The organism is Pseudarthrobacter sp. MDT1-40-2 (assembly GCF_059383595.1).
In genome coordinates, this window is record NZ_JBWZCL010000001.1 from 707,790 (window position 1) to 728,799 (window position 21,010).

Here is a 21,010-nt window from a genome sequence, read left to right on the forward strand (position 1 = left end):
CTACAAAAAGGCTTTCATGACCACCCAAGACGACGCTCCCGTCCTAATCACGGAGCACGAACTTATCGCCCTTGTCGCACTGGCCGGAACTACCGGTGCGCTCAAATGCCAGACCATGTTCCGCCTTGACCACGCCGCCGGTGCTCCGCTGGAGCAGGCCGGAATTGCCACTCTTATGGAGCGGGGCCTTATGACGGTGGAAAACGAGGCCCTCGTTCCGGTTGGCCCTGCGGTCGCCATAACAGGCGTGCTTGCCACTTCCGACGCCTGGTTGGAAGTCGCCCTCGTCACCCCAAAATCTGAACATGTCTACTTTCTCTTCGGCTCGGCAGATGGCGCCTTGGTCCTGAGCCTGAGCAAGTATGGAGTACACGAACTACGGCCGCTCACCGATGCCGACGGAATGTTCACGACTGCCATCGAAATGGTCAATTTCTACCTTGGCACCGCCCCGGACGGGCGTCCGGCGGCCGGCACGCTGCGCCGTCATCTTCCCGGCAATCAATTCCGGGTCGTCCACGTGAAAGTCGAACCAGATGGCTCCCTGGCGTTGGCGACTGGTGAAGGCGAAAATCTTCCCTCCGAACCCTTGCGTGCCGAAGAGCTGGATGTGCGGTTGCGTGAAGGCCTTGGACTGTAGTGCAGATGTCAGTTCCTGTTGATCGCTGGGCTCCCCAGCCCGCACATTCCCTGGACTATTGGCTCTCCCCCGAACTGGCCAGAATCAGTCCGCCAAACGCGCCGTCCCGTTTACGGCAACTGGCCGATGCCCAAGGCACCCGAGCGGCAGCCTGGAGCAGCGCAATCGCCGGCGGGTCCGTCCTGGCCATGGCAGGCGTGTTCTTCTCAGCCGTGTCAGCGAACCCTGTCGCGGGGTTGGTGCTCGGCCCAATGGGTGCCGCCCTCATGGTACTCGGCCTGATCTCGTTGAAACGGGTGCGCGACATGCTTCCCGATACGAACAAGCTGCTCATCACCCGAGGCCCCGGTAACGCCCGCGGCGGAATCACCATGGTGGCCGTGCTGGCGGTCGCTTTGGGTGGCATCCTGTCCATCTACCTGCCATTGGCCATCTCGAAGGACGACGGTACGGCCATAACGCTAGTGGGGTCATTCGTGCTCATTCTGGCCGTCTTGGTCGCGTGCATTGTGGTCCCGTCCGCGGTGATGGGCCGGGCCCGACAATCGTTCCGGCTGCGGGTCCAAGCGAACCCGGAACTGCGCATGGCCGTGGAAAAGGACCTTGCCACCTGGCGCGACCCGTACGGCAACGCAAGCTACGGCCCGCTGTGACGCACAGCGCTGCTCCGCTGCCGAGAACCAAGACCTCAGGCGACGCCGGCATCATCGACGCTTAGCTGCGACTCAAACATCCTGAAGTATCGGCCGTGCAAGGCCACGAGTTCCTTATGAGTGCCCTGCTCCACGATCCGGCCATCCTCGAGCATGTAGACAACGTCGGCTTTTTCGATCGTGGCCAGGCGATGGCTGATGGCGATGATAGTGCTGCTGCGGTCCGCGAACAGCCTCGTGAAAATACGGTGTTCAGCCAGCGCGTCAATTGCTGACGTGGGTTCGTCCATGATCATAAAGGAGGCCCGCCGGTAGAAGTTCCGGGCCATCGCCAGCCGCTGCCATTGACCGCCGCTGAGGCCGCTGCCCTTCCGTCCGCGGGGGTCCTCCATCCAGTTGCTGACATGGTTATCCAGGCCGTTGGGCAACTTGCTAATGAACTCCAGGGCCTCGGCATCGGCTGCGGATCTCCGGATCCGATCATCATCGCGCGGCGCGTCGACGTCGCCGAACCGGATGTTTTCGGCAGCCGTGGCGAACTCGTACTTCAGGAACTCCTGGCTCAGAACTGCCAGGTGGCGGTGCCAGGAGGTGACGTCGACGGCGGCGAGGTCCACGCCGTCGAGCATTACCTGCCCCGAGTCGGGCCGGTAGAGTCCGGCGAGGATGCGGATCAGCGTAGACTTTCCGGCGCCGTTCTCCCCCACAATCGCAATGTGTTGTCCGGAAGTGATGGTCAGATTAATGCCCTTGATCACTTCGGCTTCGCTGCCGGTGTAGGTGAACCGGATGTTCCGCAGTTCCACTTCCTGCGGCGTGTCCTGGAGCGCGGGCGCATGGTCCGAGTGCACCGGCAGTTCCATGAACTGCTCATAGTCCTTGAGGTTGGCAAGGTCCTCGTCGATGGAACTCAGCGAGGACACCAGGTTGTTCGCCGTGGACAGGGCACGGCTGACAATCTGCTGGACGTAGAGGAACTGGCCCACGGGCTGGGCACGGGCGATGATTTGGCCCACCACCCAAATCAGCGACACCACCTCGGCGCCGTATTGCAGGGCATCTGCCGCAAGCTGTTTGGGAATATAGCGCTTCTGGAAATCAAGGCGCCGTTTCTCGTCTTCGTCCCGCAGCCGGGAACGTAAGTCCATAAGGTAGCCGACGATCCCGTACAGCCGCATTTCAGCGATGTGCTGAGGCCGCAGCAGGTTGTTCTCGATCATGCGCCGCTTGCGCCGGGAATCCACTTGGGTATTCCAGTGCGCAATCTGCTCACGGGACAGCCTGAACTGCAGGTACACGCTGGGCACAATGGCTACCAGCACAATCACTGCGATCCACCAGCTCACCAGCAGCAGCGCGCCGATGGCCAGGATCACCGACACCAGCTGGGTGAAGATGGCAGCGATCCTGTCCAGGACCCTGGCATAGGAATCCGAAAACCGTTTGGCCCTGTCGTACAGGTCCACAGTGTCCTTGTCGTCATACCGCCAGAACTCCAGCGCCAGGAAGCGCTCGTACATCAGGTCACCCACGATTGCCCCGACCCGGAAGCTCATCAGTTGCTGGATGTAGCGGTCGATGCTGCTGAACGAACCCCAAAAGAGCCCCAGCGCCGCGGTCACAATGACATACACGATGGCCTGCTGCCCGGCCACGGCATCCCCTGCATAAGCAGCGGCAAGCGCTGTAGTGGTTAACGCCGCGAAGTAGGTGGTGACCAATGGCAGCGTGGCGGAGATGAGGGAGCCTGCCACCTTCATGATGACGGCAGCCGGCGACGCCCTGAAACTGACCCGAAGCACCTGCGCCACCGCGCGGGCGTACGGCTTCAGCGCCAGCTTGCGCTGGGGCTTCTTCCCGTTCAGCCCGGCGGGATGGCGGGGTTCAGGCATCCGGGTCAGCGCGACCCGTAGTTAGGCGCTTCCACCGTCATCTGGATGTCATGCGGGTGGGATTCCTTGAGCCCGGCAGAGGTGATGCGGACGAACTTTCCGCGCGCCTTCAGCTCCGGGATAGTCGGCGAGCCCACGTAGAACATGGTCTGGCGCAGGCCACCCACCAGCTGGTAGGCAACGGAGGACAAGGGCCCGCGGTACGCCACCCGGCCTTCGATGCCTTCGGGGATCAGTTTGTCGTCACCGGAGACGTCCGCCTGGAAGTAGCGGTCCTTGGAGAAGGACGTGTTCTTTCCGCGCGACTGCATCGCCCCCAGCGAGCCCATGCCACGGTAGGACTTGAACTGCTTGCCGTTGACGAAGATCAGGTCGCCCGGCGATTCGTCGCAGCCTGCCAGCAGCGAGCCCAGCATCACGGTGTCGGCGCCGGCAACCAGTGCCTTGCCGATGTCGCCCGAGTACTGCAGCCCGCCGTCGGCGATGAGCGGAACGCCGGCCGGAATCGCTGCCTTGGCAGACTCATAGATAGCGGTGATCTGGGGAACGCCGACGCCGGCCACCACGCGGGTGGTGCAGATGGAACCGGGGCCAACACCCACCTTGATGCCGTCGGCACCGGCGTCGATCAGTGCCTGCGCGCCTTCGCGGGTGGCAGCCTGGCCGCCGATGATGTCCACGTGCGCGGCTGACTTCTCGGCCTTGAGCCGAGCAATCATGTCCAGCACGCCCTGCGAGTGGCCGTTGGCGGTGTCAACGAAGAGGGCGTCGACGCCGGCTTCCACCAGTGTCATGGCCCGCTCCCAGCCATCGCCAAAGAAGCCGATTGCCGCACCGACCCGCAGCCGGCCTTCGTCGTCCTTGGTGGCCAAGGGGTACTGCTCTGCCTTGGTGAAATCCTTGGTGGTGATGAGGCCCTTGAGGCGGCCCTGTTCGTCAACCAGTGGAAGCTTTTCGATCTTGTTGGTGGCCAGCTTGTGTGAGGCCTCGTCACGGCTGATGCCGACATGGCCGGTGACCAGCGGCATCTTGGTCATGACATCGCTGACCAACCGCAGCGGGTAATCCGATTCCGGCACAAAAACGGTGTCCCGGTTGGTGACGATACCCAAAAGACGGTTTTCGGCATCAACCACGGGAAGGCCGGAAACGCGGTACTGGGCACAGAGGTTGTCCAGTTCCTGGAGCGTGGCCTCGGGGCGGATGGTAAGCGGGTTGGTGATCATGCCGGACTCGCTGCGCTTGACGCGGTCCACCTGGTCTGCCTGGTCCACGATGGAGAGGTTGCGGTGCACCACGCCCAGTCCGCCCTGGCGGGCCATGGCGATGGCCATGCGGGATTCGGTGACGGTATCCATGGCGGCCGACAGCAACGGAGTCTGCACGGTGATCCGCTTTGAGATCCGCGAGGAGGTATCGGCCTCGGACGGGATGACATCAGTGTGTCCGGGAAGGAGCAGGACGTCATCGTAGGTCAGGCCGATGAAGCCGAAGGGGTTGTGTTCGGGCTGGGTCATGAGTGCGCCTCTTACCTTAAGTTGCCGGGTTACGGGTAGGGGTTGCAGCCGATGACCAGCCCGTCATTACGGGTCTGGCCTGTGCAGAAGTGGTCCGGCGAACTGCTGCCGGGACGGGTAGAGCTGTTCTATAAATATTAGAACCTTGCGGTGAATCCCCCTATTCCGCGTGCCGGATGTGAGCAATGGCACGGCTCGCCCGGAGCCGGTCAACGGTCAACGGTCAGGACACAGAAACCACTCCGAGACAACTAAAGCATCCATTCTACCGAGCGGTAACGGCCTGACCATCGAAGTCGACGGCCGCTCAGGGACGCAGTAGCGCGCGCAAGGTCTGGATGGTGTCGGCCTCTGCCGCTGTCTTGTCCTCCCGGTAGCGCTTGACCCGCGCGAACCGGAGGGCGATTCCGCCGGGATAGCGCGAGGAAGACTGCACGCCGTCGATTGCGATCTCGACCAGGGTGACCGGCTCTACCCAGACGGTGCCTGACTTACGCCGGACCTCCAGCTCCTGGAACCTCTCCGTCTGCCAGCGCAGCAACGCGTCAGTCAGGCCTTTGAACGTTTTGCCCACCATCACGTAACCGCCGGGATCGCCGAACTCGCCGGTCGGGTCCAGTGCTCCGAGGTGCAGATTGGACAGCAGACCGGTACGTCGTCCCGACCCCCACTCGCACGCCAGCACCACAAGGTCGTAGGTGAGCACCGGTTTCACCTTGATCCAGTTGGAACCACGCCTCCCGGCGGCATAGGCGGATCCGACCGCCTTCACGACCACTCCCTCATGACCCGCGGCGAGCGCGTCGCGTGACACTCTTTCGGCAACAACCGCATCCCCTGTGATCTCCCCGGGTATGCGGTGCCCGGGAGCGATTCGCTCAAGGACGGCGATGCGGGTCGACAACGGTTCGTCAAGCAGGTCCCGCCCGTCGACGTGCAGCACGTCGAAGAACCACGGATGCAGCACTGTGGCACGTGCCGCATCAGCGCCGAACCGCGCCATGGTTTGCTGAAATGGCCGCGGACCGCCGTCCTCGTCGAGGGCGAGGGTCTCGCCGTCGAGAATCACATCGTGTACCGGCAGGCCGCGCACCATTTCCACCAGCTCGGGCAGCCGATGGGTTACGTCGGCCAGGTTGCGGGTATAGATGTGCACGTCGTCGCCGACGCGGTGCACCTGGATCCGCGCGCCGTCGAGCTTGTATTCCACGGAGGCCTCTCCGGTGACGGCCAGGGCCTCGCTGACGGTGGCCGCAGTTGCAGCGAGCATGGGCTGGACGGGACGGCCGACGACGAGGCCAACGGCATCAAGCTGAGCCGGCGTCCCTGTGATGGCCAGCAGGGCAGTCCCGCCGAGGTCCCCTGAGAGCATCGCCGCGCGGCGTACAACCTCCACCGGCCGATCAGCGGCCCGGGCCACGGCATCTGTCAGCACTCCTTCGAGAGCACCGGTCCGCAGCTCTCCCAGCAGCACCCCACTGATGAACGTCTGCTCGCGACCGGTGGCAGCCGTCAGCAGGGACCGGAGGGCGGCCGTCCGCTCCGCCGCAGATCCCGCCCCGCTCATACCCAGCAACCTGTCCAGCGCTGCGTCAAGGTCAGCGACAGTAAGACTCGGCTCGTCGGCCGGCTTCCCCGTTGCCGCAGACATGCCGCGCCAACCGATCCCCACACGGCCCTGCCGCGGCTTGGCGGTGAGCAAACCAATGGCCGGCGCAATGTCCAGCGGATCAAGACGGCGCAGCAGATCGGCCAGTGCGTCGACCTTGGCAAGACGGGAGCGGGTCGACGCGACGGTCTCCGCGGTTTTCACGAGCTCCTCGAGCAGCATGGCATCAGTCTGCCATGGGATCGGCGTGCGCCGCTGAGATGGAGAGGACTGCCGTCGGACACAAAAAAGACCGGCCCGGCAGATGCCGGACCGGTCTTTTGCTGAGCCTACCCGTGAGGGAGACGCTGGGCCCACGCCGTCAGGGTTCCCTGACCGAGCGAAGCGAGGTGAGGGAGACGCTGGGCCCACGCCGTCAGGGTTCCCTGACCGAGCGAAGCGAGGTGAGGGAGACGGTGGGGACTAGTGGCTGTGGCCAGCGTGCTCGTCTTCTTCAGCAGGCTTCTCAACCACCAGGGTCTCGGTGGTGAGAACCAGGGCAGCGATGGACGCAGCGTTACGCAGGGCAGCGCGCGTGACCTTGACCGGGTCGATGACACCGGCGCCGATCAGGTCCTCGTACTCGCCGGACTTGGCGTTGAAACCGTTGTTGGTTTCCAGCTCGGCAACCTTGGCGGTGACAACGTACCCGTCGAAACCGGCGTTCTGGGCAATCCAGCGCAGCGGCTGGACCAGCGCGCGGCGGACGATGCCCACGGCAGCTGCAGCGTCGCCGTCGAGCGCCTTGACGGCCGGATCCTCGTCCAGTGCCTTCAGGGCGTGGATGAGGGCGGAACCGCCACCAGCCACGATGCCTTCTTCGAGGGCGGCGCGGGTGGAGGACACTGCATCTTCGATGCGGTGCTTCTTTTCCTTGAGCTCAACTTCGGTGGCTGCACCGACCTTGATAACACCAATGCCGCCGGCCAGCTTGGCCAGGCGCTCCTGGAGCTTTTCCTTGTCCCAGTCCGAGTCGGTGCGGGTTACTTCGGCGCGCAGCTGGGCAACGCGTGCTGCGACGTCCTCTGCAGAGCCGGCACCGTCAACGATGGTGGTGTTGTCCTTGGTGACCGTGATGCGGCGGGCAGTACCCAGCACCTCAAGGCCTACCGAATCCAGGCTCAGGCCCAGCTCAGGGGAAACAACCTGGGCACCGGTGAGGGTGGCGATGTCCTGGAGCATGGCCTTGCGGCGGTCGCCGAAGCCGGGAGCCTTGACTGCAACAACGTTCAGGGTTCCGCGGATGCGGTTGACGATCAGCGTGGACAGAGCCTCGCCGTCGACGTCTTCAGCGATGATGAAGAGCGGCTTGGAGCTCTGCAGCGCCTTTTCCAGCAGCGGCAGGAATTCCTGGACGGAGGAGATCTTGCCCTGGTTGATCAGAATGAGGGCATCCTCGAGGACTGCTTCCTGGCGTTCCGCGTCAGTGACGAAGTACGGGGACAGGTAGCCCTTGTCGAACTGCATGCCCTCGGTCAGGACCAGTTCGGTCTGCGTGGTGGAGGACTCCTCGATGGTGATCACACCATCCTTGCCGACCTTGCCGAATGCCTCGGCCAGGAGCTCGCCGATTTCGTCGCTCTGGGCCGAAATAGCGGCCACGTTGGCGACCTGGGTGCCTTCAACGGGGCGTGCGTTCTCCAGCAGACGTGCGGCAACGGCTTCAACAGAAACCTCGATGCCACGCTTGATCTGGCCGGGAGCTGCGCCGGCAGCAACGTTGCGCAGGCCTTCCTTGACCAGGGCCTGGGCCAGAACCGTAGCGGTAGTCGTGCCGTCGCCGGCGACGTCGTTCGTCTTGGTGGCGACTTCCTTGGCCAGCTGCGCGCCAAGGTTCTCGTAAGGGTCGTCCAGCTCAACTTCGCGGGCGATGGTGACGCCGTCGTTAGTGATCGTGGGAGCGCCCCACTTCTTGTCCAGGACGACGTTGCGGCCGCGCGGGCCGAGCGTCACCTTGACGGTGTTGGCGAGCTTATCGATGCCGGCTTCAAGAGACCGGCGGGCAGCGTCATTGAACGCAAGCTGCTTTGCCATGGGTGTTGTCCTTTCAAGACAGAAACCCCGCGCGGCCGATCACAACGGAAGTGGATCAGCAGCGCGGGGTCCTTGGAGTGTTACTTAGCGACGATCGCCAGAACGTCGCGGGCGGACAGCACGAGGTACTCAGTACCGCTGTGCTTGACTTCGGTTCCGCCGTACTTGGAGTAGATAACAACGTCGCCTTCAGCGACGTCGAGGGGAACCCGGTTGCCGTTGTCGTCAAAGCGGCCGGGGCCTACTGCAACAACTTCGCCTTCCTGCGGCTTCTCCTGCGCGGAGTCCGGGATGACCAGGCCGGAAGCCGTGGTCTGCTCGGCTTCGAGCGGGCGGACAACAATACGATCCTCAAGAGGCTTAATAGAGACCGACACTCGGACCTCTCCTTTTCGTCAGCAAATTCATGGACTTGAAGAAACCGCCCGCATAAGGCTGGCAAACCGTCGTCGCGGTGCCGGCAGCAGCCTGGCTGGCAGTTCTCATGTATTAGCACCCTCCATGGGAGAGTGCTAATGAAGACTCTATGTAGTGGTTAGCACTCGGTCAAGGCGAGTGCCAGATTTTCGTCTGCGGCGGAAATCATGCCTGTAGATTTAAGCAGTGCGCGCCGCCCTGTACCTGACCCTCGCCGCCCTCTTCTGGGCCGGAAACTTCGTCGTCGGCGAAGCTGTCCTGAAAACCATGGCGCCCCTTGAGCTGACGTTCTGGCGCTGGACGTTGGCAGCAGTTCCACTGCTGCTCCTTGCGCATGCCATCGACCGGCCGGATTGGCGGGCAGCCCTCCGGCACTGGCCCTCGCTGCTGCTCCTCAGCATCCTGGGCATGAGCGGTTACACGCTGCTTCTGTACAGCGCCCTGCAACATACTTCGGCCCTGAACGCCTCGCTCATCACTGCAGCGAACCCCGCGCTGATTGTGGTCATGGCCGTGATCCTGCTGCGGGACCGGCCGCGTCCCCTGAACTGGGTGGGGATCGGTCTGGGGCTCCTGGGTGTGTTGCTGGTCCTTACCGGCGGCGAACTGCACAAGCTGCTCACTTTCTCCATCAGCGTCGGCGAGCTGCTGATGCTGGGCGCCATCACCGTCTGGGGGCTGTACACGATCATTGCCCGGCGGCTGTCCGTCCCCGCCATCACGTCAACCGCCATTCAGGTGGTCATGGCCGCCGTGATGCTCAGTCCGTTCGCGCTGGTCACCGGGACCGGATTTCCCACCACGCCGTCAGAGGGCTGGTCGCTCGCGTTTGTGGCGCTGTTCCCGTCACTGGGTTCATACCTGCTGTGGAACCTGGCTTTGAAGACCACCACCGCTGCCAACGCCGGCAATTACCTGAACCTGATCGCCGTGTTCACCGCTATCATCACTGTGCTGATGGGTAAGCCCATTACCGTGCCGCAGATCCTGGGCGGGGTCCTGGTGATTTCCGGGGTCCTGTTGACGAGCGCCAGGAAACGCCAGGGCCCACCCGCAGCGGGCAGCGACCCTGCACGCAGCAACCCCACGGGCAGCCGGATCCGGTCTGGTCGGGACGATTAACAGGGACCGTTAGCGGCCCAGGTCTTCGAAATCCACGTCTTCGTCGCCGTCGACACCGCCATTTTCCCGGGCTTCGTTGCGGTTGAGATATCCGATGATGCCGCCGGCCACTGCGGAAAGCAGCCCGAGTATCAGGAAGATGATCCCGCCTGTCCGCGCGCCCGCATACAGCCCCCGGATCTGCCGCGCCTCTTCCGTTTCGTCGGTGATGCTGTTGCCGTCCACTGAATAGACTGTCGCGTTAAAGGCGTCCAGCCCGGCAATAATCAGCAGCAATGCACCGCAGACGAGCGCAATTACGACACCGGCAATCAGCGCGGGCTTTGCGAACTTCGCCAGGCGCTGCGCCGGTGTTTGGGGATGGCCAGCAGGCGGTGGGGGTGTTCGCTTTTCCATCCTTCAACCCTAGCCGCGCTCAGCGTGGTCCGCTTCCCGCGCTGGAGAAGCGCACCAAGCTGAACCGGCCTCTCCTATAGGGTGGAGCGCATGGTTGGTGCCCCCCGTGAACAGATCGAACCGCTGCTGAGCAGTGAAGGCTGGGAGCTGCTGGCATCCCTCGGACCGTACCGGGAAGATGAAGCCTTTGAGCTGAATTCGCGCCTCCGCAAGGCCGGCCACTCCCCCGAACTGGTCTCCGCCGTCCTGACCCAGTCCCGCCTCCGCACCAAGGCCGAAGCCAAGTTTGGCGAGTTTGCCAGCCAGATGCTGTTCACGCAGGCCGGCCTCGAACAAGCAACCAGGCTCAACGTTGCGGCCCGCCACGCTGCGCGTTTTGCCGGGGCCGGGATACGGCACGTCGCGGACCTTGGCTGCGGCCTGGGCGCGGATTCCCTGGCGCTGGCGTCGCTGGAGATCGCCGTGACCGCCGTCGAACTTGATGAGGTCACCGCCGCCTGCGCCACGGTCAACCTTCTGCCATTCCCGCACGCCGCGGTGGTGCACGCTGACGCCATGAACGTTCCATTGGATGAGGTCGACGGCGTGTGGCTGGATCCTGCGCGGCGCAGCACTTCGACGTCCGGAACCACCCGGATCTGGGACCCGGAGGCGTTTTCGCCGCCGCTGTCCTTTGTGGAGTCCCTTGCAGCGACGGGCAAGGCAGTAGGAGTGAAGTTCGGCCCGGGCATGCCCCACGAATCCATCCCGGCGGGCTGCGAGGCCCAGTGGGTTTCGGTCAACGGAGATGTGACGGAGGTGGCCCTCTGGTTCAACGCACTGCAGCGCCCCGGCGTCCGCCGGTCAGCGCTCGTGATCGGCCCGCAGGGTGCCGCAGAAATAAGCAGCGGCCAGGACTTCAGCGAAGGCCCCAAAGCGCCGATCGGCCCGGCATCCGGATACCTGTACGAACCCGATGGCGCCGTCATCCGCGCAGGCCTGGTGGCCGACGTCGCACTTGGACTGGACGGGCACCTGCTGGACGAACACATCGCCTACATCTGTGCCCCTGAGCTCCGGGACACCCCGTTTGCCCGCGCCTACCGGGTGCTGGAAGTGATGCCCTTCAACGTCAAGGTGCTCAAGCAGTGGGTCAAAGCACACGGCATCGGAGTTCTGGAGATCAAGAAACGCGGTATCTCCACGACGCCCGAGGAGTTGAGGAAGCAACTGCTGCAGGGCGCGGCTGCGAAGGCCGGCAAGGCCCGCTCCGCCACCCTGGTGCTCACGAGGATCGGCGAAACCAGGGTGGCAATTGCGGTGGAACCGGTCAGGACAACCGGCCATGCAACCGGATAAAGACCTTTACTGAGCGCGCGTGAACTCTTCCGCGGCGCGGACCTGCTGGTCAGTGGGCCTCACGCCGGTGTAAAGGACAAACTGTTCCAACGCCTGGATGGTGGCCACTTCCGCTCCCGTAATGACGGTCTTTCCGGCGGCCCGGCCTGCGGCGATGAGCGGAGTCTCAGCCGGCAACGCCACGACGTCGAACACCACCTGGGCGGCGTCAATAACGGCCTGTGGGAAGGAGAGGGTGCCGGCGTCCGGACCTCCCGCCATGCCCAACGGGGTGACGTTGATAATCATGTCCGCCGGTGACTCTCCGGGCATTTCGGACTCCGGCTTCCAGCTGAAGCCGTATTGTCCGGCGAGCGACCGGCCTGCCGCCTCATTCCGGGAAACCACCGTCACACGGCTGAAGCCGGCGTCGCGCAGGGCAGCGACCGTGGCCTTGGCCATCCCGCCGGCGCCCTGGACAGTCACCGTGTAGTCAGTTGGCACCGAGTTGCGTGCCAGGAGTTGTTCGATGGCCGTGTAATCGGTGTTGTAGGCGCGAAGGGTGCCGTCCGTATTGACGATGGTGTTGACTGATTCGATGGCCAACGCGGAGGCGTCCATTTCATCCACCAGCGCGATGACGTCCTCCTTGTATGGCATCGATATGGCGCAACCTCGGATCCCCAGACCCCGGACTCCGGCTATAGCCTGTGCCAGATCGGCAGGAGCAAAAGCTTTGTAGATCCAGTTCAGGCCCAGCTGCTCATAAAGGTGGTTGTGGAAACGGGTCCCGTTGTTGCTGGGGCGGGCCGACAGGGAGATACAGAGCGTCATGTCTTTATTCAGGATAGGCACGTCCCTATTAAACCTCCTTGCCGCGGCCGCCTCTCACCGAGGGAGCGTCAGCCCTGCCGTGCCTTCATCCGCGGATTCTTCTTGTTGATCACAAACGTCCGGCCGCGCCTCCGCACCACCTGGGCACCCGGCCTCTTCTTGAGTGCCCGAAGCGAGTTTCTGACTTTCATGGTTGTCCTTTCATCGTTATTTTCGTTTCCTCTATTTCCTTCGCGGTCAGCTGGCAACCGTCCAGGAGTTCGCGGACCTCGCGCGCCTGGACGTCCTCTTTCCTTCCCGTGACCGCCACTACGCTGGACCGGTGGCCAAAACCCGGGTTCCAGCCCTGGAGCGTCACGGCGTCGGGAGTGGAACCACTCCAGCGGCCCGTGTTCTCCAGCCAGACCAGCGGCCCCACCCCCGTCAGCCCGATCCGTTCAGCGGGAGCAGAAGCCATCCACAGCCTCCCCCGAAGCCAGTGCGATCCTGCCGCCAGCTGAGGCAGCGCCTCCCGGAACCTTTCAGGATGCAAGGGACGTCCGACGGCGTGCGTCACCGTCCGGAAAGCGCCCGCCTGGGTGCGCAGGGGCACCCGGACATCGCCGGGCCTGCTTCGCGCCGCAGCTTCCCGGGGGTCGTAGCAACTGGGCTTGAACTCTTCCTCCACGCCAATCACGGCAGCGTGCGGCACCAATTGGGACAGGAGGTCGACGCCGGTACCCCAGCCAGGGCTGTCCGTCCCGAGCCGCCCGGCCAGCTCCGCCCCGAGCCCCTGGTGCGTCAGCACGGTATCCACGTGGGCGAACTCGCCTACCAGGAATTCACCGCTTGTCCGGTCATCGCCAGGCATGGAGGTGAAGCCTGATTCGAACAGGGTGTGCCGGTCCCAGATCTGGTCTTCCAGCTCCACCGGGTCCAGGGCCAGCACAGCGTTTTCCACGCGCACCCCGCTGCCCACACCGGACATGAGCCCGGCGGCTACCTGCCCGGTGGCCACACCGGGCGGCAGCCCCAGGACCACGTTGCGGGACCCATAGTCGAGCAGTCGCTGGACCGTGGGGATCACATCGAGGCGGACCGTGCAGCTTAGGCAGCCGTGCTCCAAAACGTTCTCCGCCCGCTCCACCAGTTGTCCGTTCCGGAAGATCCTCCGCAGGACTATGGAGCCCTCCAGCAGGTCATGGTGAACCACCACGGAGTCCGGGTGGCTGCGGGCCAGGCGGGATGTGGCTTCCTGGCGGCAGTGTGAGTCGAGGGAGCTGACAAGCGAAAGGTGCATGCTCGTCAGTCTATATGAAAATGATTCTCATCAGTAACTATGGGCAACCGGCGCCCCGTGGCCAGCTGCCGACTGCCACCGGCAGCTTTCCCGACGCCGGCGCCGTACCCGTCAGGACCCCCATCAGAGCCGCAAAGGATCCCTGGGAACGGCCGTAGACGGCGATGACGCTCCCGGCCGATGAGCCCGCCAACGCCCACGGTGCGTCAAGGGCAACATCAAAGTCACCTCCGCCTCCGGGTTCGCCCGCCCCCAGAAGGCGTACCACGGGCCCACTGCCAACAGAGATCCCGGCAGCCGCTGCCGCGGCCGTGAAGCGTGCACGGTCAAGTTCCGAGCCGCCCTGGACCTGCACGGAATCACCCACCAGCGCGCCTTTGCAGGGGCCCGCCAAGACGGTCACGGCTTTGGCGGAGACAGCTGCTGAAACCGCCGCGCCTGCTCCGGGAGCTGCCGGCGGTACAGTGGCACCTTTGCGGCCCTGCCATGTCATCAAGGTGACAACCCTGCCCGCCGCCTCATTCAACCGCTCTTCGGGCAGCGAGCCATTCGCGACGGCGGCAACGATCGCCGCGTGGGCGGCGTCGACGTCGGACGGCATCAGCAACAGGTCCGCGCCGGCCGCCAGCGCCTTCACTGTGGAATCTGCCGGTGAATAGTTCTGTTCAATAGCCCCCATGTTCAAGGCGTCCGTTACCGCAACCCCGTTAAAGCCCAGGCCTCGGAGCTGCGCGTAGGTAGCTTTGGACAACGACGCCGGAACGCCCGGTTCCAGCGCGGGTACGTCAATGTGACCCGTCATTACCACGGGCAGCCCGGCCTTGGCTGCCGCACTGAACGGCTTCCAGTCCCGCGACTCGAGCTCTGCAATTGCGTCCCCCTGGACCGGAAGGCCGTGGTGAGAGTCGACAGTGACGGATCCGTGGCCCGGGAAGTGTTTCAGGGCCGGGAGCACACCGGCATCAAGGAGCCCGGCGGACATTTCTACCGCGTGTGCAGCAACAGTGTCCGGGTCATCGGAAAAGGAGCGGGACTGGATCACCGGATCCTGCGGGCCGATGGTGACGTCTGAATCGGGGGCGAAGTCCATGGTGAACCCCAGGCCGGCGAGTTCCGTCCCCATTGCACGGCCTGCCTCGCGCGTCAGCGCCGGATCAGCTGCCGCACCGTAAGCCATGGCGGCGGGCCACTCCGTCAATGGAGCGCGCAGCCGGGCCACCGGACCGCCTTCCTGGTCGACGGCGACGATTCCGGGCCAGGTGCGGCCGTCCGCCCTCACCGCATCCTGCAGGACGGCTGCAGACCTGGCCATGGCTCCTGCGTCAGCGGTTCCATCTGCGGCTTTCGGCACGTTGTCCCCCATCACAATGCTGCCTGCGAGGTGGAGCCTCTTGACGGTGGCCGCCTGGGCAGAAGGGTCCGCGCCGGAGTAAAAGGCAAGCAGGACCTGACCGGCCTTCTGGTCAACGGACATGCCTGCGGTCGCTGCTGCGGCGGCGTCGGCATCGCGTTGCTCCGGGCCCCAGCCCAAAGGTGCGCTCCCGGGATCGGCCGTAGGTTCCTGGCTGGCCGTAGGTCCCTGGCTGGCAGGCGCCATGGATTTCGCCTCCGTACTGGGCTGGCTGGAGGACACAGGGCTGCTTTCAGGCGCCGGCTGCGACGCAGGCGTCCCGGTGCAAGCAGTCAGCAGGAGAAGTATGGCGGCCCAGGCAGCATACGGCTGCCCCCGGAACCGCTGCTTACCGTGCCATGGCCGTGCGAGTGATGTCATCAACACGATGCTACGCCTGCACTAGACTTGGAACGCCTTATCGTCAAAGACGGAGGATGAACAACAGAACAGTTAGGTGTACACATGAAGATTGATTTCGCTTCATCCCGGCAATCAACTCTTGGTGTGGAATGGGAACTTGCCCTGGTCAACAGCCGGAGCGGCGAACTGGCCTCCGTGGCCAACGAGGTCCTTCGCGGCGTGGCGGCCCGGCATCCCGGCCTGACTGAAGACGACGAGCATCCACACATCAAGCAGGAACTGCTGCTTAACACCGTGGAACTGGTCACCGGCATCTGCAACACCCCGGCTGAGGCCAAGGAAGACCTAAGCCGCTCACTGGCGGCAGTCCGGGAAATCACGGACCCCATGGGTGTGGAGCTGTTCTCCGCGGGCAGCCATCCTTTCAGCCCCCCGCAGCTGCAGCCTGTCACGGACAAGGAACGCTACGCCAAACTGATCGACCGCACCCAGTGGTGGGGCCGGCAGATGGTGATCTACGGCGTGCACGTGCACGTGGGGCTGGATAACAAGAACAAGGCCCTTCCGGTCCTCGACGGCCTGATCAACTATTTTCCGCACTTCCAGGCCTTGTCTGCTTCCAGCCCGTTCTGGGGCGGCGAGGACACCGGCTACGCCTCCCAACGCGCCCTGATGTTCCAGCAGCTGCCCACCGCGGGCCTGCCATTTCAGTTCGCTACGTGGGAGCAGTACGAGGACTATGTCCAGGACATGACCACCACCGGCGTGATCGACACCCTGTCAGAGATCCGCTGGGATATCCGTCCTGTTCCTAACCTTGGCACCATCGAGATGCGGATCTGTGACGGCCTGGCAACCCTGGAGGAAGTTGGCGCCATCGCAGCGCTGACCCAGTGCCTGGTGGAGGACTTCTCCAACACCCTCGACGACGATGGAAGCATCCCCACCATGCAGCCCTGGCATGTCCAGGAAAACAAGTGGCGGGCCGCACGCTACGGCCTGGACGCCATCATCATCCTCGATGCCAAAGGCAACGAGCAACTGGTGACGGACCACATCATGGAGACCCTCAACCGGCTGGAGCCGGTAGCCAAGCGGCTGGGCTGCAGCGACGAACTTGCCGACGTCGAAAATATCATCCGCCGCGGCGCAGGGTACCAGCGCCAACGCCGGGTGGCCGAGGCAAACGGCGGAAACCTGCAGGCTGTGGTGCTGGATCTGGTGCGGCAGATGCGCAACGGGCCTGCTGCCTAGGCGCCAGCAGGGCTTTCCAGGACCAGGCAGGGCAGCCTGGTTATCCGGGTACCGACACCGTCGTCACGGGCATGGACGGATCCGGCGTGAACTCAATGCCGCTGGGTTCGACGCCGGCCATCACCAGTTGAGCGCCAAGGGCAGCTACCATGGCGCCATTGTCCGTACAGAGGTCCAGCGGCGGAACCGTCAGGGTGATTCCGGCAGAGGCGCAGCGCTGGGCCGTCAGTTCCCGCAGGCGTGAGTTTGCCGCTACCCCGCCGCCCAGCAGCACGCTGGTGATACCGCGTTCCCGGCAGGCCAGGATGGCCTTGGACGTGATGATGTCCACCACCGCTTCCTGGAATGCGGCTGCGACGTCCGCCACCGGGACCTGCTGCCCTGCGGCTTCAAACTGTTCAACGCAACGTGCGACGGCGGTCTTGAGTCCGCTGAATGACCAGTCGTACCGATGTGGTCCGGGCTGCTCCGCCGTACCCATGTACTTCGGCTGGCTGAGGCCGCGCGGGAACCGGATGGCCTTGGGATTGCCCTGGCGGGCCAGCCTGTCAATCACCGGGCCGCCCGGATAACCCAGCCCCAGGATCCGGGCAACTTTGTCGTAGGCTTCGCCCGCGGCGTCGTCGATGGTGGAACCCAGCAATTCCACGTCGTCGGTGATGCTGTTGACCTTCAGGATCTCGGTGTGGCCGCCGGAGACGAGCAGGGCCCCCAGGTTATCCGGCAGCGCGCCGCCGTCGTCCCTTTCTGAATCCAACAGCCCCACTCCCACATGCGCCACGAGATGGTTGATGGCGTAGAGCGGCTTGCCGGTTGCCAGGGCCAACGCCTTGGCTGCGCAGACTCCTACCATCAAGGCGCCCGCCAGGCCGGGGCCCGAGGTCACCGCAATCGCGTCCAGGTCATCCAGGCCAACACCGGCGTCCGCGAGCGCCGCCCGGAGAGTGGGGACAAAGGCGTCCAGGTGCGCCCGTGAAGCGATTTCCGGAATCACGCCGCCAAACCTGACATGTTCGTCCATGGACGATGACACCGTGTTGGTCAGCAGGGTGGTCCCGCGGACAATTCCGACGCCGGTCTCATCACAGGAGGATTCAATCCCCAGGACCAACGGCTGCGTGGTGTTCATGGCTGGCGGGTTTCCTTACTCTCTTCACCTTGTGGCTGTTCCGCGCCGAGCTGCAATCGCATGATCAGCGCATCCGTGCCGTCGCGGTAGTAGCGCGGGCGGACATGGATCTGCTCGAAACCGAACCTGAGGTACAGTCGCTGAGCCCGGGGGTTGTCCGCCCGCACTTCCAGCAGGACATCCTCCGCGGCCCGCTGCCGGGCTTCCTGGATCAACGACTCCAGCAGCGCTGAGCCGATTCCGCGGCCCTCCGCGTCCGGTTCCACCGCAATGGTCTGAACGTCGGCGATCGGCTGCACGCACATCAGGCCCGCATAGCCCACTATCCTGCCGCCCGCTACTGCCACCAGGTAGTGCCTGGTGTCCGTCTGGCGGAGCTCGTCGAAGAACATGGACACCGGCCAGGCATCCAAGGGGAACAGCCGCGTTTCCATGGCGTGCACTGAGGAAATGTCATCAGCGGTCATGGTCCGCAGTTCCACGCCCGGAGCCAAGCCGCTGCCGTCAGTCGGAGGATCGATCCCGGTCACAGCGCGCGCTTTCTGGGGCCGGGGACCTGCGCATCGGATTCGCGCAGGTACAGCGGGGTGGAATCAGGCAGGGCCTGTCCTGCAGCCAGCGTTGCCAGGGCAGTCCTGCCCAGCGAGGCTGCGTCCGGCTGGCGGTCCCGGAACCCGGGGTGGGCCGCCAGCACCTGATCGTAAATGCCTGCGCCCGCTCCGAAAGCCGGCAGCGCCGGGAGCTGTTCCGCGGCACTGACGTGCGGTCCGTCCGCAAGGTGCGGGACGCCGTCGTCGTTCAGGGCATACCTGGCCCAGTACACCTCTTTGCGCCGGGCATCGGTAACCACCAGGAACTCGGGAACCCGATGTTCTGACTCGGCGACTTCCAAGGCAATGGCATCCAGGCTTACGGCTCCGTAAAGGGGCTTGTCCCAGACAAAGGCGAGTGTCCTGGCCGTAGCGATTCCGGAGCGCAGGCCGGTAAAAGGGCCAGGACCGACGCCGGTGACCACCGCATCGATATCTGCCGCCAGGGTGCCGGTGGAGGCGAGCAGTTGGTGAATGCCCGGTGCCAGGACCTCTGCATGGCTGCGGGTATCTTCGGTGGAAAAACGGCCGACGATGCCGCTTTCAGATACGAGCGCGGCACTGGCAGTGGCGGACGTGTCAATGGCGAGGATCAGCATCAGCTATTCCCTTTGCTTGTGCTGCGGGATTCGGTACTGCGGGATTCCGGGTTGCGGGATTCCGCGCCGGCGTGCTGCGCGTCCCGGAGCGAGGGCTGGCTTGCCCAGCGCGGGCCATAGCCGCGAAGGATCAGGGTGCGCGGTTCGTCGTCCTCTTCCCCACTGAAATCGAGCACACCTCCCGGTGTGGCAGCAGCGGGTGACGCGGGGGTGTCAGAGGATGCCGGTACGCCGGGGTTTCCGGCCAGCCCTGTTGCGCGCAGCAACTCGATGTCCAGCCGGCTGGCGCTCAGGTGCTCGACCCGGCCGCGGCCCCACTCCACCACGGTGACTGCAGAGTCCAGGGTGTTCTCAAGGTCGATGCCGTCAATCTCCGACGCCGATGCCAGCCGGTAGGCGTCAACGTGGACCAGGTCAGGACCACCGGGACGGAGACCGTCCGGCAGGTTTGGGTGGATCCTGACCAGTACGAACGTGGGCGAGATGATTCCCGGCCGGACCCCCAGGCCCTGCCCCAGGCCCTGGGTAAAGGTGGTTTTTCCCGCGCCGAGTTCGCCGGTCAAGACCAGCAGGTCGCCGGCTTCCAGCTGGCTGCCGAGCGCCGCAGCGATCTCCTGGGTTTCCTCCGCCGAGGAAACAACGATCCGCTGCTCCCACAGGGGTGCATCGTCCGGGGTAATGTCGTGCGGCGTCACCTGGTGCCTGCCTCATTGGCGGGTCCGCCGGAAGCGACCGCCCCGGTTTCAACCGCGGCGCCTTCATTGACGTAGATCCGCGGGACGCGTTGGCTGATCCGGGTGACTATTTCGTAGTTGTTGGTGCCGGCCGCCCGGGCCCAGTCATCCGCCGTCGGGCCGCCGTTCCGGCCGTCTCCGAAGAGTTCGGCCTCGGCGCCCAGCAGGCTGGGTCCGCCAACGCTGACCAGCCGGTTCCCCACGTCAATCACCATCTGGTCCATCGCGATCCGTCCCACCACGGGATAGGTGACGCCATCAACGAGGACCGGACCGCCGGTTGCAACCCGGGGCACGCCATCCGCGTAGCCCATCGGGATGAGGCCCAGCGTGCTGGCACCGTCCGTGTGGTAGTTCAAGCCGTAGGAGACGCCCTGCCCGTCCGGAACATCCTTGCAGTGCGAGACGAGGGTGCGCAGTGTCATCGCCGGACGCAGCCCCAGTTCCTCCGAGGTCTGCCCCTCGAACGGGGACAGGCCATAGATTCCCAGGCCTGCGCGGACCAGGTCGAAGTGGGTGTCAGGGCGGGACAGTGTTGCGGGCGTGTTGGCCAAATGCCGCACCTCAAGGTCAACGCCCGCGTCCTCTGCCATAGCCAGGACTTCGCGGAAGACGGCCAGTTGTTCGTCGGTTTCCTTGCGGTCCGGTTCGTCAGCAACGGCCAGGTGGGAGAAGATACCAACCACACGCAGCACGCCGCTGTCCTGGTGCTCCATCGCCTCGCCCAGGAACCGGTCCCAGGATTCGATCGTGGCACCGTTACGCCCCAAACCGGTGTCCACTTTAAGGTGCACCCTCGCGGGCCGCTGCTGTTCCCGTGCTGCCGCCACAATGCTGTCCAACTCCCAGCCTGAGCAGCCGATATCAACGCCGGCCGCGACGGCAGCGCCGAAGTTGCTCTCACGAGTGTGAAGCCAGGCCAGGAGCGGGGCTTCGATGCCGGCCGCCCGGAGCGTCAGTGCTTCGGAGATGTGTGCGACTCCCAGCCAGGCAGCGCCCGCTTCGAGGGCGGCCCGGGCCACCTGAACCGCGCCGTGCCCGTAGGCATCTGCCTTCACCACGGCCATTACTTTGGCGGGTGAGGCGATGGCGGCCAGCCGGGCCACGTTGTGCCGGATGGCCGCGAGGTCGATGGTCGCTGAACGTTCGTAGCCGGCCGAAGGCGCGGAAGGGTCGTTTGCCTGTGTTGCTGGGTAAGTCAC

The 21,010-nt window shown here is 64.6% G+C and carries 20 protein-coding genes; 5 read left to right on the forward strand and 15 right to left on the reverse strand.

The annotated features are described in order from the left end of the window. Positions 1-16 precede the first annotated feature (16 nt). Both AC50X5_RS03285 and AC50X5_RS03290 read left to right on the forward strand, forming a co-directional pair. On the forward strand, positions 17-640 hold the full coding sequence (locus AC50X5_RS03285) for a hypothetical protein (RefSeq protein WP_494974704.1): 624 nt from the start codon (positions 17-19) through the stop codon (positions 638-640). A 5-nt stretch (positions 641-645) separates the two neighbouring features. Further along, complete coding sequence (locus AC50X5_RS03290; protein WP_494974705.1) at positions 646-1,293, forward strand: hypothetical protein; 648 nt, start codon at positions 646-648, stop codon at positions 1,291-1,293. A 35-nt stretch (positions 1,294-1,328) separates the two neighbouring features. On the opposite strand, the gene AC50X5_RS03295 is transcribed toward AC50X5_RS03290, so the two are convergent. The 5 genes from AC50X5_RS03295 to groES all read right to left on the reverse strand — a co-directional run bounded on the left by AC50X5_RS03295 (position 1,329) and on the right by groES (position 8,761). Beyond that, the gene (locus tag AC50X5_RS03295; protein ID WP_494974706.1) at positions 1,329-3,185 is read right to left on the reverse strand and encodes an ABC transporter ATP-binding protein; all 1,857 of its coding nucleotides are present in this window, start codon (positions 3,183-3,185) and stop codon (positions 1,329-1,331) included. A gap of 5 nt (positions 3,186-3,190) precedes the next feature. Beyond that, positions 3,191-4,702: an IMP dehydrogenase gene (gene guaB, locus AC50X5_RS03300; RefSeq protein ID WP_494974707.1), complete on the reverse strand. Its 1,512-nt coding sequence runs from the start codon at positions 4,700-4,702 to the stop codon at positions 3,191-3,193. A 307-nt stretch (positions 4,703-5,009) separates the two neighbouring features. After that, positions 5,010-6,533: an ATP-dependent DNA ligase gene (locus tag AC50X5_RS03305; RefSeq protein ID WP_494974708.1), complete on the reverse strand. Its 1,524-nt coding sequence runs from the start codon at positions 6,531-6,533 to the stop codon at positions 5,010-5,012. A gap of 240 nt (positions 6,534-6,773) precedes the next feature. After that, positions 6,774-8,384: a chaperonin GroEL gene (gene groL, locus AC50X5_RS03310; RefSeq protein ID WP_463934602.1), complete on the reverse strand. Its 1,611-nt coding sequence runs from the start codon at positions 8,382-8,384 to the stop codon at positions 6,774-6,776. A gap of 80 nt (positions 8,385-8,464) precedes the next feature. Continuing rightward, entirely contained in the window at positions 8,465-8,761 is a 297-nt protein-coding gene (groES, locus tag AC50X5_RS03315) for a co-chaperone GroES (RefSeq protein WP_463934603.1), read from the reverse strand. A 226-nt stretch (positions 8,762-8,987) separates the two neighbouring features. On the opposite strand from groES, the gene AC50X5_RS03320 reads away from it, so the two are divergent. Beyond that, positions 8,988-9,923: a DMT family transporter gene (locus tag AC50X5_RS03320; protein ID WP_494974709.1), complete on the forward strand. Its 936-nt coding sequence runs from the start codon at positions 8,988-8,990 to the stop codon at positions 9,921-9,923. 9 nt (positions 9,924-9,932) lie between these two features. On the opposite strand, the gene AC50X5_RS03325 is transcribed toward AC50X5_RS03320, so the two are convergent. Then, the gene (locus tag AC50X5_RS03325) at positions 9,933-10,319 is read right to left on the reverse strand and encodes a hypothetical protein (RefSeq protein ID WP_494974710.1); all 387 of its coding nucleotides are present in this window, start codon (positions 10,317-10,319) and stop codon (positions 9,933-9,935) included. 90 nt (positions 10,320-10,409) lie between these two features. Here AC50X5_RS03325 and AC50X5_RS03330 point away from each other — a divergent pair, with 90 nt between their 5' ends. Next, positions 10,410-11,657 (forward strand): THUMP-like domain-containing protein, encoded by a 1,248-nt coding sequence (locus tag AC50X5_RS03330; RefSeq protein WP_494974711.1) that lies wholly within the window; start codon positions 10,410-10,412, stop codon positions 11,655-11,657. A gap of 6 nt (positions 11,658-11,663) precedes the next feature. On the opposite strand, the gene AC50X5_RS03335 is transcribed toward AC50X5_RS03330, so the two are convergent. The 4 genes from AC50X5_RS03335 to AC50X5_RS03350 are packed head-to-tail and all read right to left on the reverse strand — an operon-like array spanning position 11,664 to position 15,346. Then, entirely contained in the window at positions 11,664-12,491 is an 828-nt protein-coding gene (locus AC50X5_RS03335) for a shikimate 5-dehydrogenase (protein ID WP_494974712.1), read from the reverse strand. Positions 12,492-12,538: 47 nt separating this feature from the next. Beyond that, positions 12,539-12,661 (reverse strand): type B 50S ribosomal protein L36, encoded by a 123-nt coding sequence (ykgO, locus tag AC50X5_RS03340; protein ID WP_494974713.1) that lies wholly within the window; start codon positions 12,659-12,661, stop codon positions 12,539-12,541. After that, on the reverse strand, positions 12,658-13,749 hold the full coding sequence (locus tag AC50X5_RS03345) for a GTP-binding protein (protein ID WP_494974714.1): 1,092 nt from the start codon (positions 13,747-13,749) through the stop codon (positions 12,658-12,660). Before AC50X5_RS03345 ends, ykgO begins: the two co-directional genes overlap by 4 nt. Before the next feature lie 37 nt (positions 13,750-13,786). Continuing rightward, positions 13,787-15,346: a glycoside hydrolase family 3 N-terminal domain-containing protein gene (locus tag AC50X5_RS03350; RefSeq protein WP_494974715.1), complete on the reverse strand. Its 1,560-nt coding sequence runs from the start codon at positions 15,344-15,346 to the stop codon at positions 13,787-13,789. A gap of 258 nt (positions 15,347-15,604) precedes the next feature. Between AC50X5_RS03350 and AC50X5_RS03355 the strand changes: the two genes are divergently transcribed. After that, the gene (locus tag AC50X5_RS03355; protein WP_494974716.1) at positions 15,605-16,756 is read left to right on the forward strand and encodes a glutamate--cysteine ligase; all 1,152 of its coding nucleotides are present in this window, start codon (positions 15,605-15,607) and stop codon (positions 16,754-16,756) included. A gap of 40 nt (positions 16,757-16,796) precedes the next feature. Here AC50X5_RS03355 and tsaD read toward each other — a convergent pair whose 3' ends face one another. Genes tsaD through alr form a run of 5 tightly spaced genes read right to left on the reverse strand, consistent with a single transcriptional unit; the run spans position 16,797 to position 21,010 of the window. Continuing rightward, complete coding sequence (gene tsaD, locus AC50X5_RS03360) at positions 16,797-17,885, reverse strand: tRNA (adenosine(37)-N6)-threonylcarbamoyltransferase complex transferase subunit TsaD (RefSeq protein WP_494974717.1); 1,089 nt, start codon at positions 17,883-17,885, stop codon at positions 16,797-16,799. Further along, entirely contained in the window at positions 17,882-18,352 is a 471-nt protein-coding gene (gene rimI / locus AC50X5_RS03365) for a ribosomal protein S18-alanine N-acetyltransferase (RefSeq protein ID WP_494975220.1), read from the reverse strand. Before rimI ends, tsaD begins: the two co-directional genes overlap by 4 nt. Before the next feature lie 59 nt (positions 18,353-18,411). Then, positions 18,412-19,074: a tRNA (adenosine(37)-N6)-threonylcarbamoyltransferase complex dimerization subunit type 1 TsaB gene (gene tsaB / locus AC50X5_RS03370; RefSeq protein ID WP_494974718.1), complete on the reverse strand. Its 663-nt coding sequence runs from the start codon at positions 19,072-19,074 to the stop codon at positions 18,412-18,414. Next, positions 19,074-19,769 (reverse strand): tRNA (adenosine(37)-N6)-threonylcarbamoyltransferase complex ATPase subunit type 1 TsaE, encoded by a 696-nt coding sequence (gene tsaE / locus AC50X5_RS03375; RefSeq protein WP_494974719.1) that lies wholly within the window; start codon positions 19,767-19,769, stop codon positions 19,074-19,076. Before tsaE ends, tsaB begins: the two co-directional genes overlap by 1 nt. Continuing rightward, positions 19,766-21,010 (reverse strand): alanine racemase, encoded by a 1,245-nt coding sequence (gene alr, locus AC50X5_RS03380; protein WP_494974720.1) that lies wholly within the window; start codon positions 21,008-21,010, stop codon positions 19,766-19,768. The genes tsaE and alr overlap by 4 nt, the downstream gene beginning before the upstream one ends.

Excerpts from the sequence above, each read along its gene's own strand:
- tsaD (WP_494974717.1), bottom strand. The coding sequence starts at position 17,885 with ATGAACACCACGCAGCCGTTGGTCCTGGGGATTGAATCCTCCTGTGAT.
- AC50X5_RS03290 (WP_494974705.1), top strand. The coding sequence starts at position 646 with ATGTCAGTTCCTGTTGATCGCTGGGCTCCCCAGCCCGCACATTCCCTG.
- AC50X5_RS03325 (WP_494974710.1), bottom strand. The coding sequence starts at position 10,319 with ATGGAAAAGCGAACACCCCCACCGCCTGCTGGCCATCCCCAAACACCG.
- AC50X5_RS03355 (WP_494974716.1), top strand. The coding sequence starts at position 15,605 with ATGAAGATTGATTTCGCTTCATCCCGGCAATCAACTCTTGGTGTGGAA.
- AC50X5_RS03305 (WP_494974708.1), bottom strand. The coding sequence starts at position 6,533 with ATGCTGCTCGAGGAGCTCGTGAAAACCGCGGAGACCGTCGCGTCGACC.
- AC50X5_RS03285 (WP_494974704.1), top strand. The coding sequence starts at position 17 with ATGACCACCCAAGACGACGCTCCCGTCCTAATCACGGAGCACGAACTT.
- rimI (WP_494975220.1), bottom strand. The coding sequence starts at position 18,352 with ATGACCGCTGATGACATTTCCTCAGTGCACGCCATGGAAACGCGGCTG.
- AC50X5_RS03350 (WP_494974715.1), bottom strand. The coding sequence starts at position 15,346 with ATGGCGCCTGCCAGCCAGGGACCTACGGCCAGCCAGGAACCTACGGCC.
- AC50X5_RS03330 (WP_494974711.1), top strand. The coding sequence starts at position 10,410 with ATGGTTGGTGCCCCCCGTGAACAGATCGAACCGCTGCTGAGCAGTGAA.
- AC50X5_RS03295 (WP_494974706.1), bottom strand. The coding sequence starts at position 3,185 with ATGCCTGAACCCCGCCATCCCGCCGGGCTGAACGGGAAGAAGCCCCAG.
- groL (WP_463934602.1), bottom strand. The coding sequence starts at position 8,384 with ATGGCAAAGCAGCTTGCGTTCAATGACGCTGCCCGCCGGTCTCTTGAA.
- ykgO (WP_494974713.1), bottom strand. The coding sequence starts at position 12,661 with ATGAAAGTCAGAAACTCGCTTCGGGCACTCAAGAAGAGGCCGGGTGCC.
- tsaB (WP_494974718.1), bottom strand. The coding sequence starts at position 19,074 with ATGCTGATCCTCGCCATTGACACGTCCGCCACTGCCAGTGCCGCGCTC.
- guaB (WP_494974707.1), bottom strand. The coding sequence starts at position 4,702 with ATGACCCAGCCCGAACACAACCCCTTCGGCTTCATCGGCCTGACCTAC.
- AC50X5_RS03345 (WP_494974714.1), bottom strand. The coding sequence starts at position 13,749 with ATGCACCTTTCGCTTGTCAGCTCCCTCGACTCACACTGCCGCCAGGAA.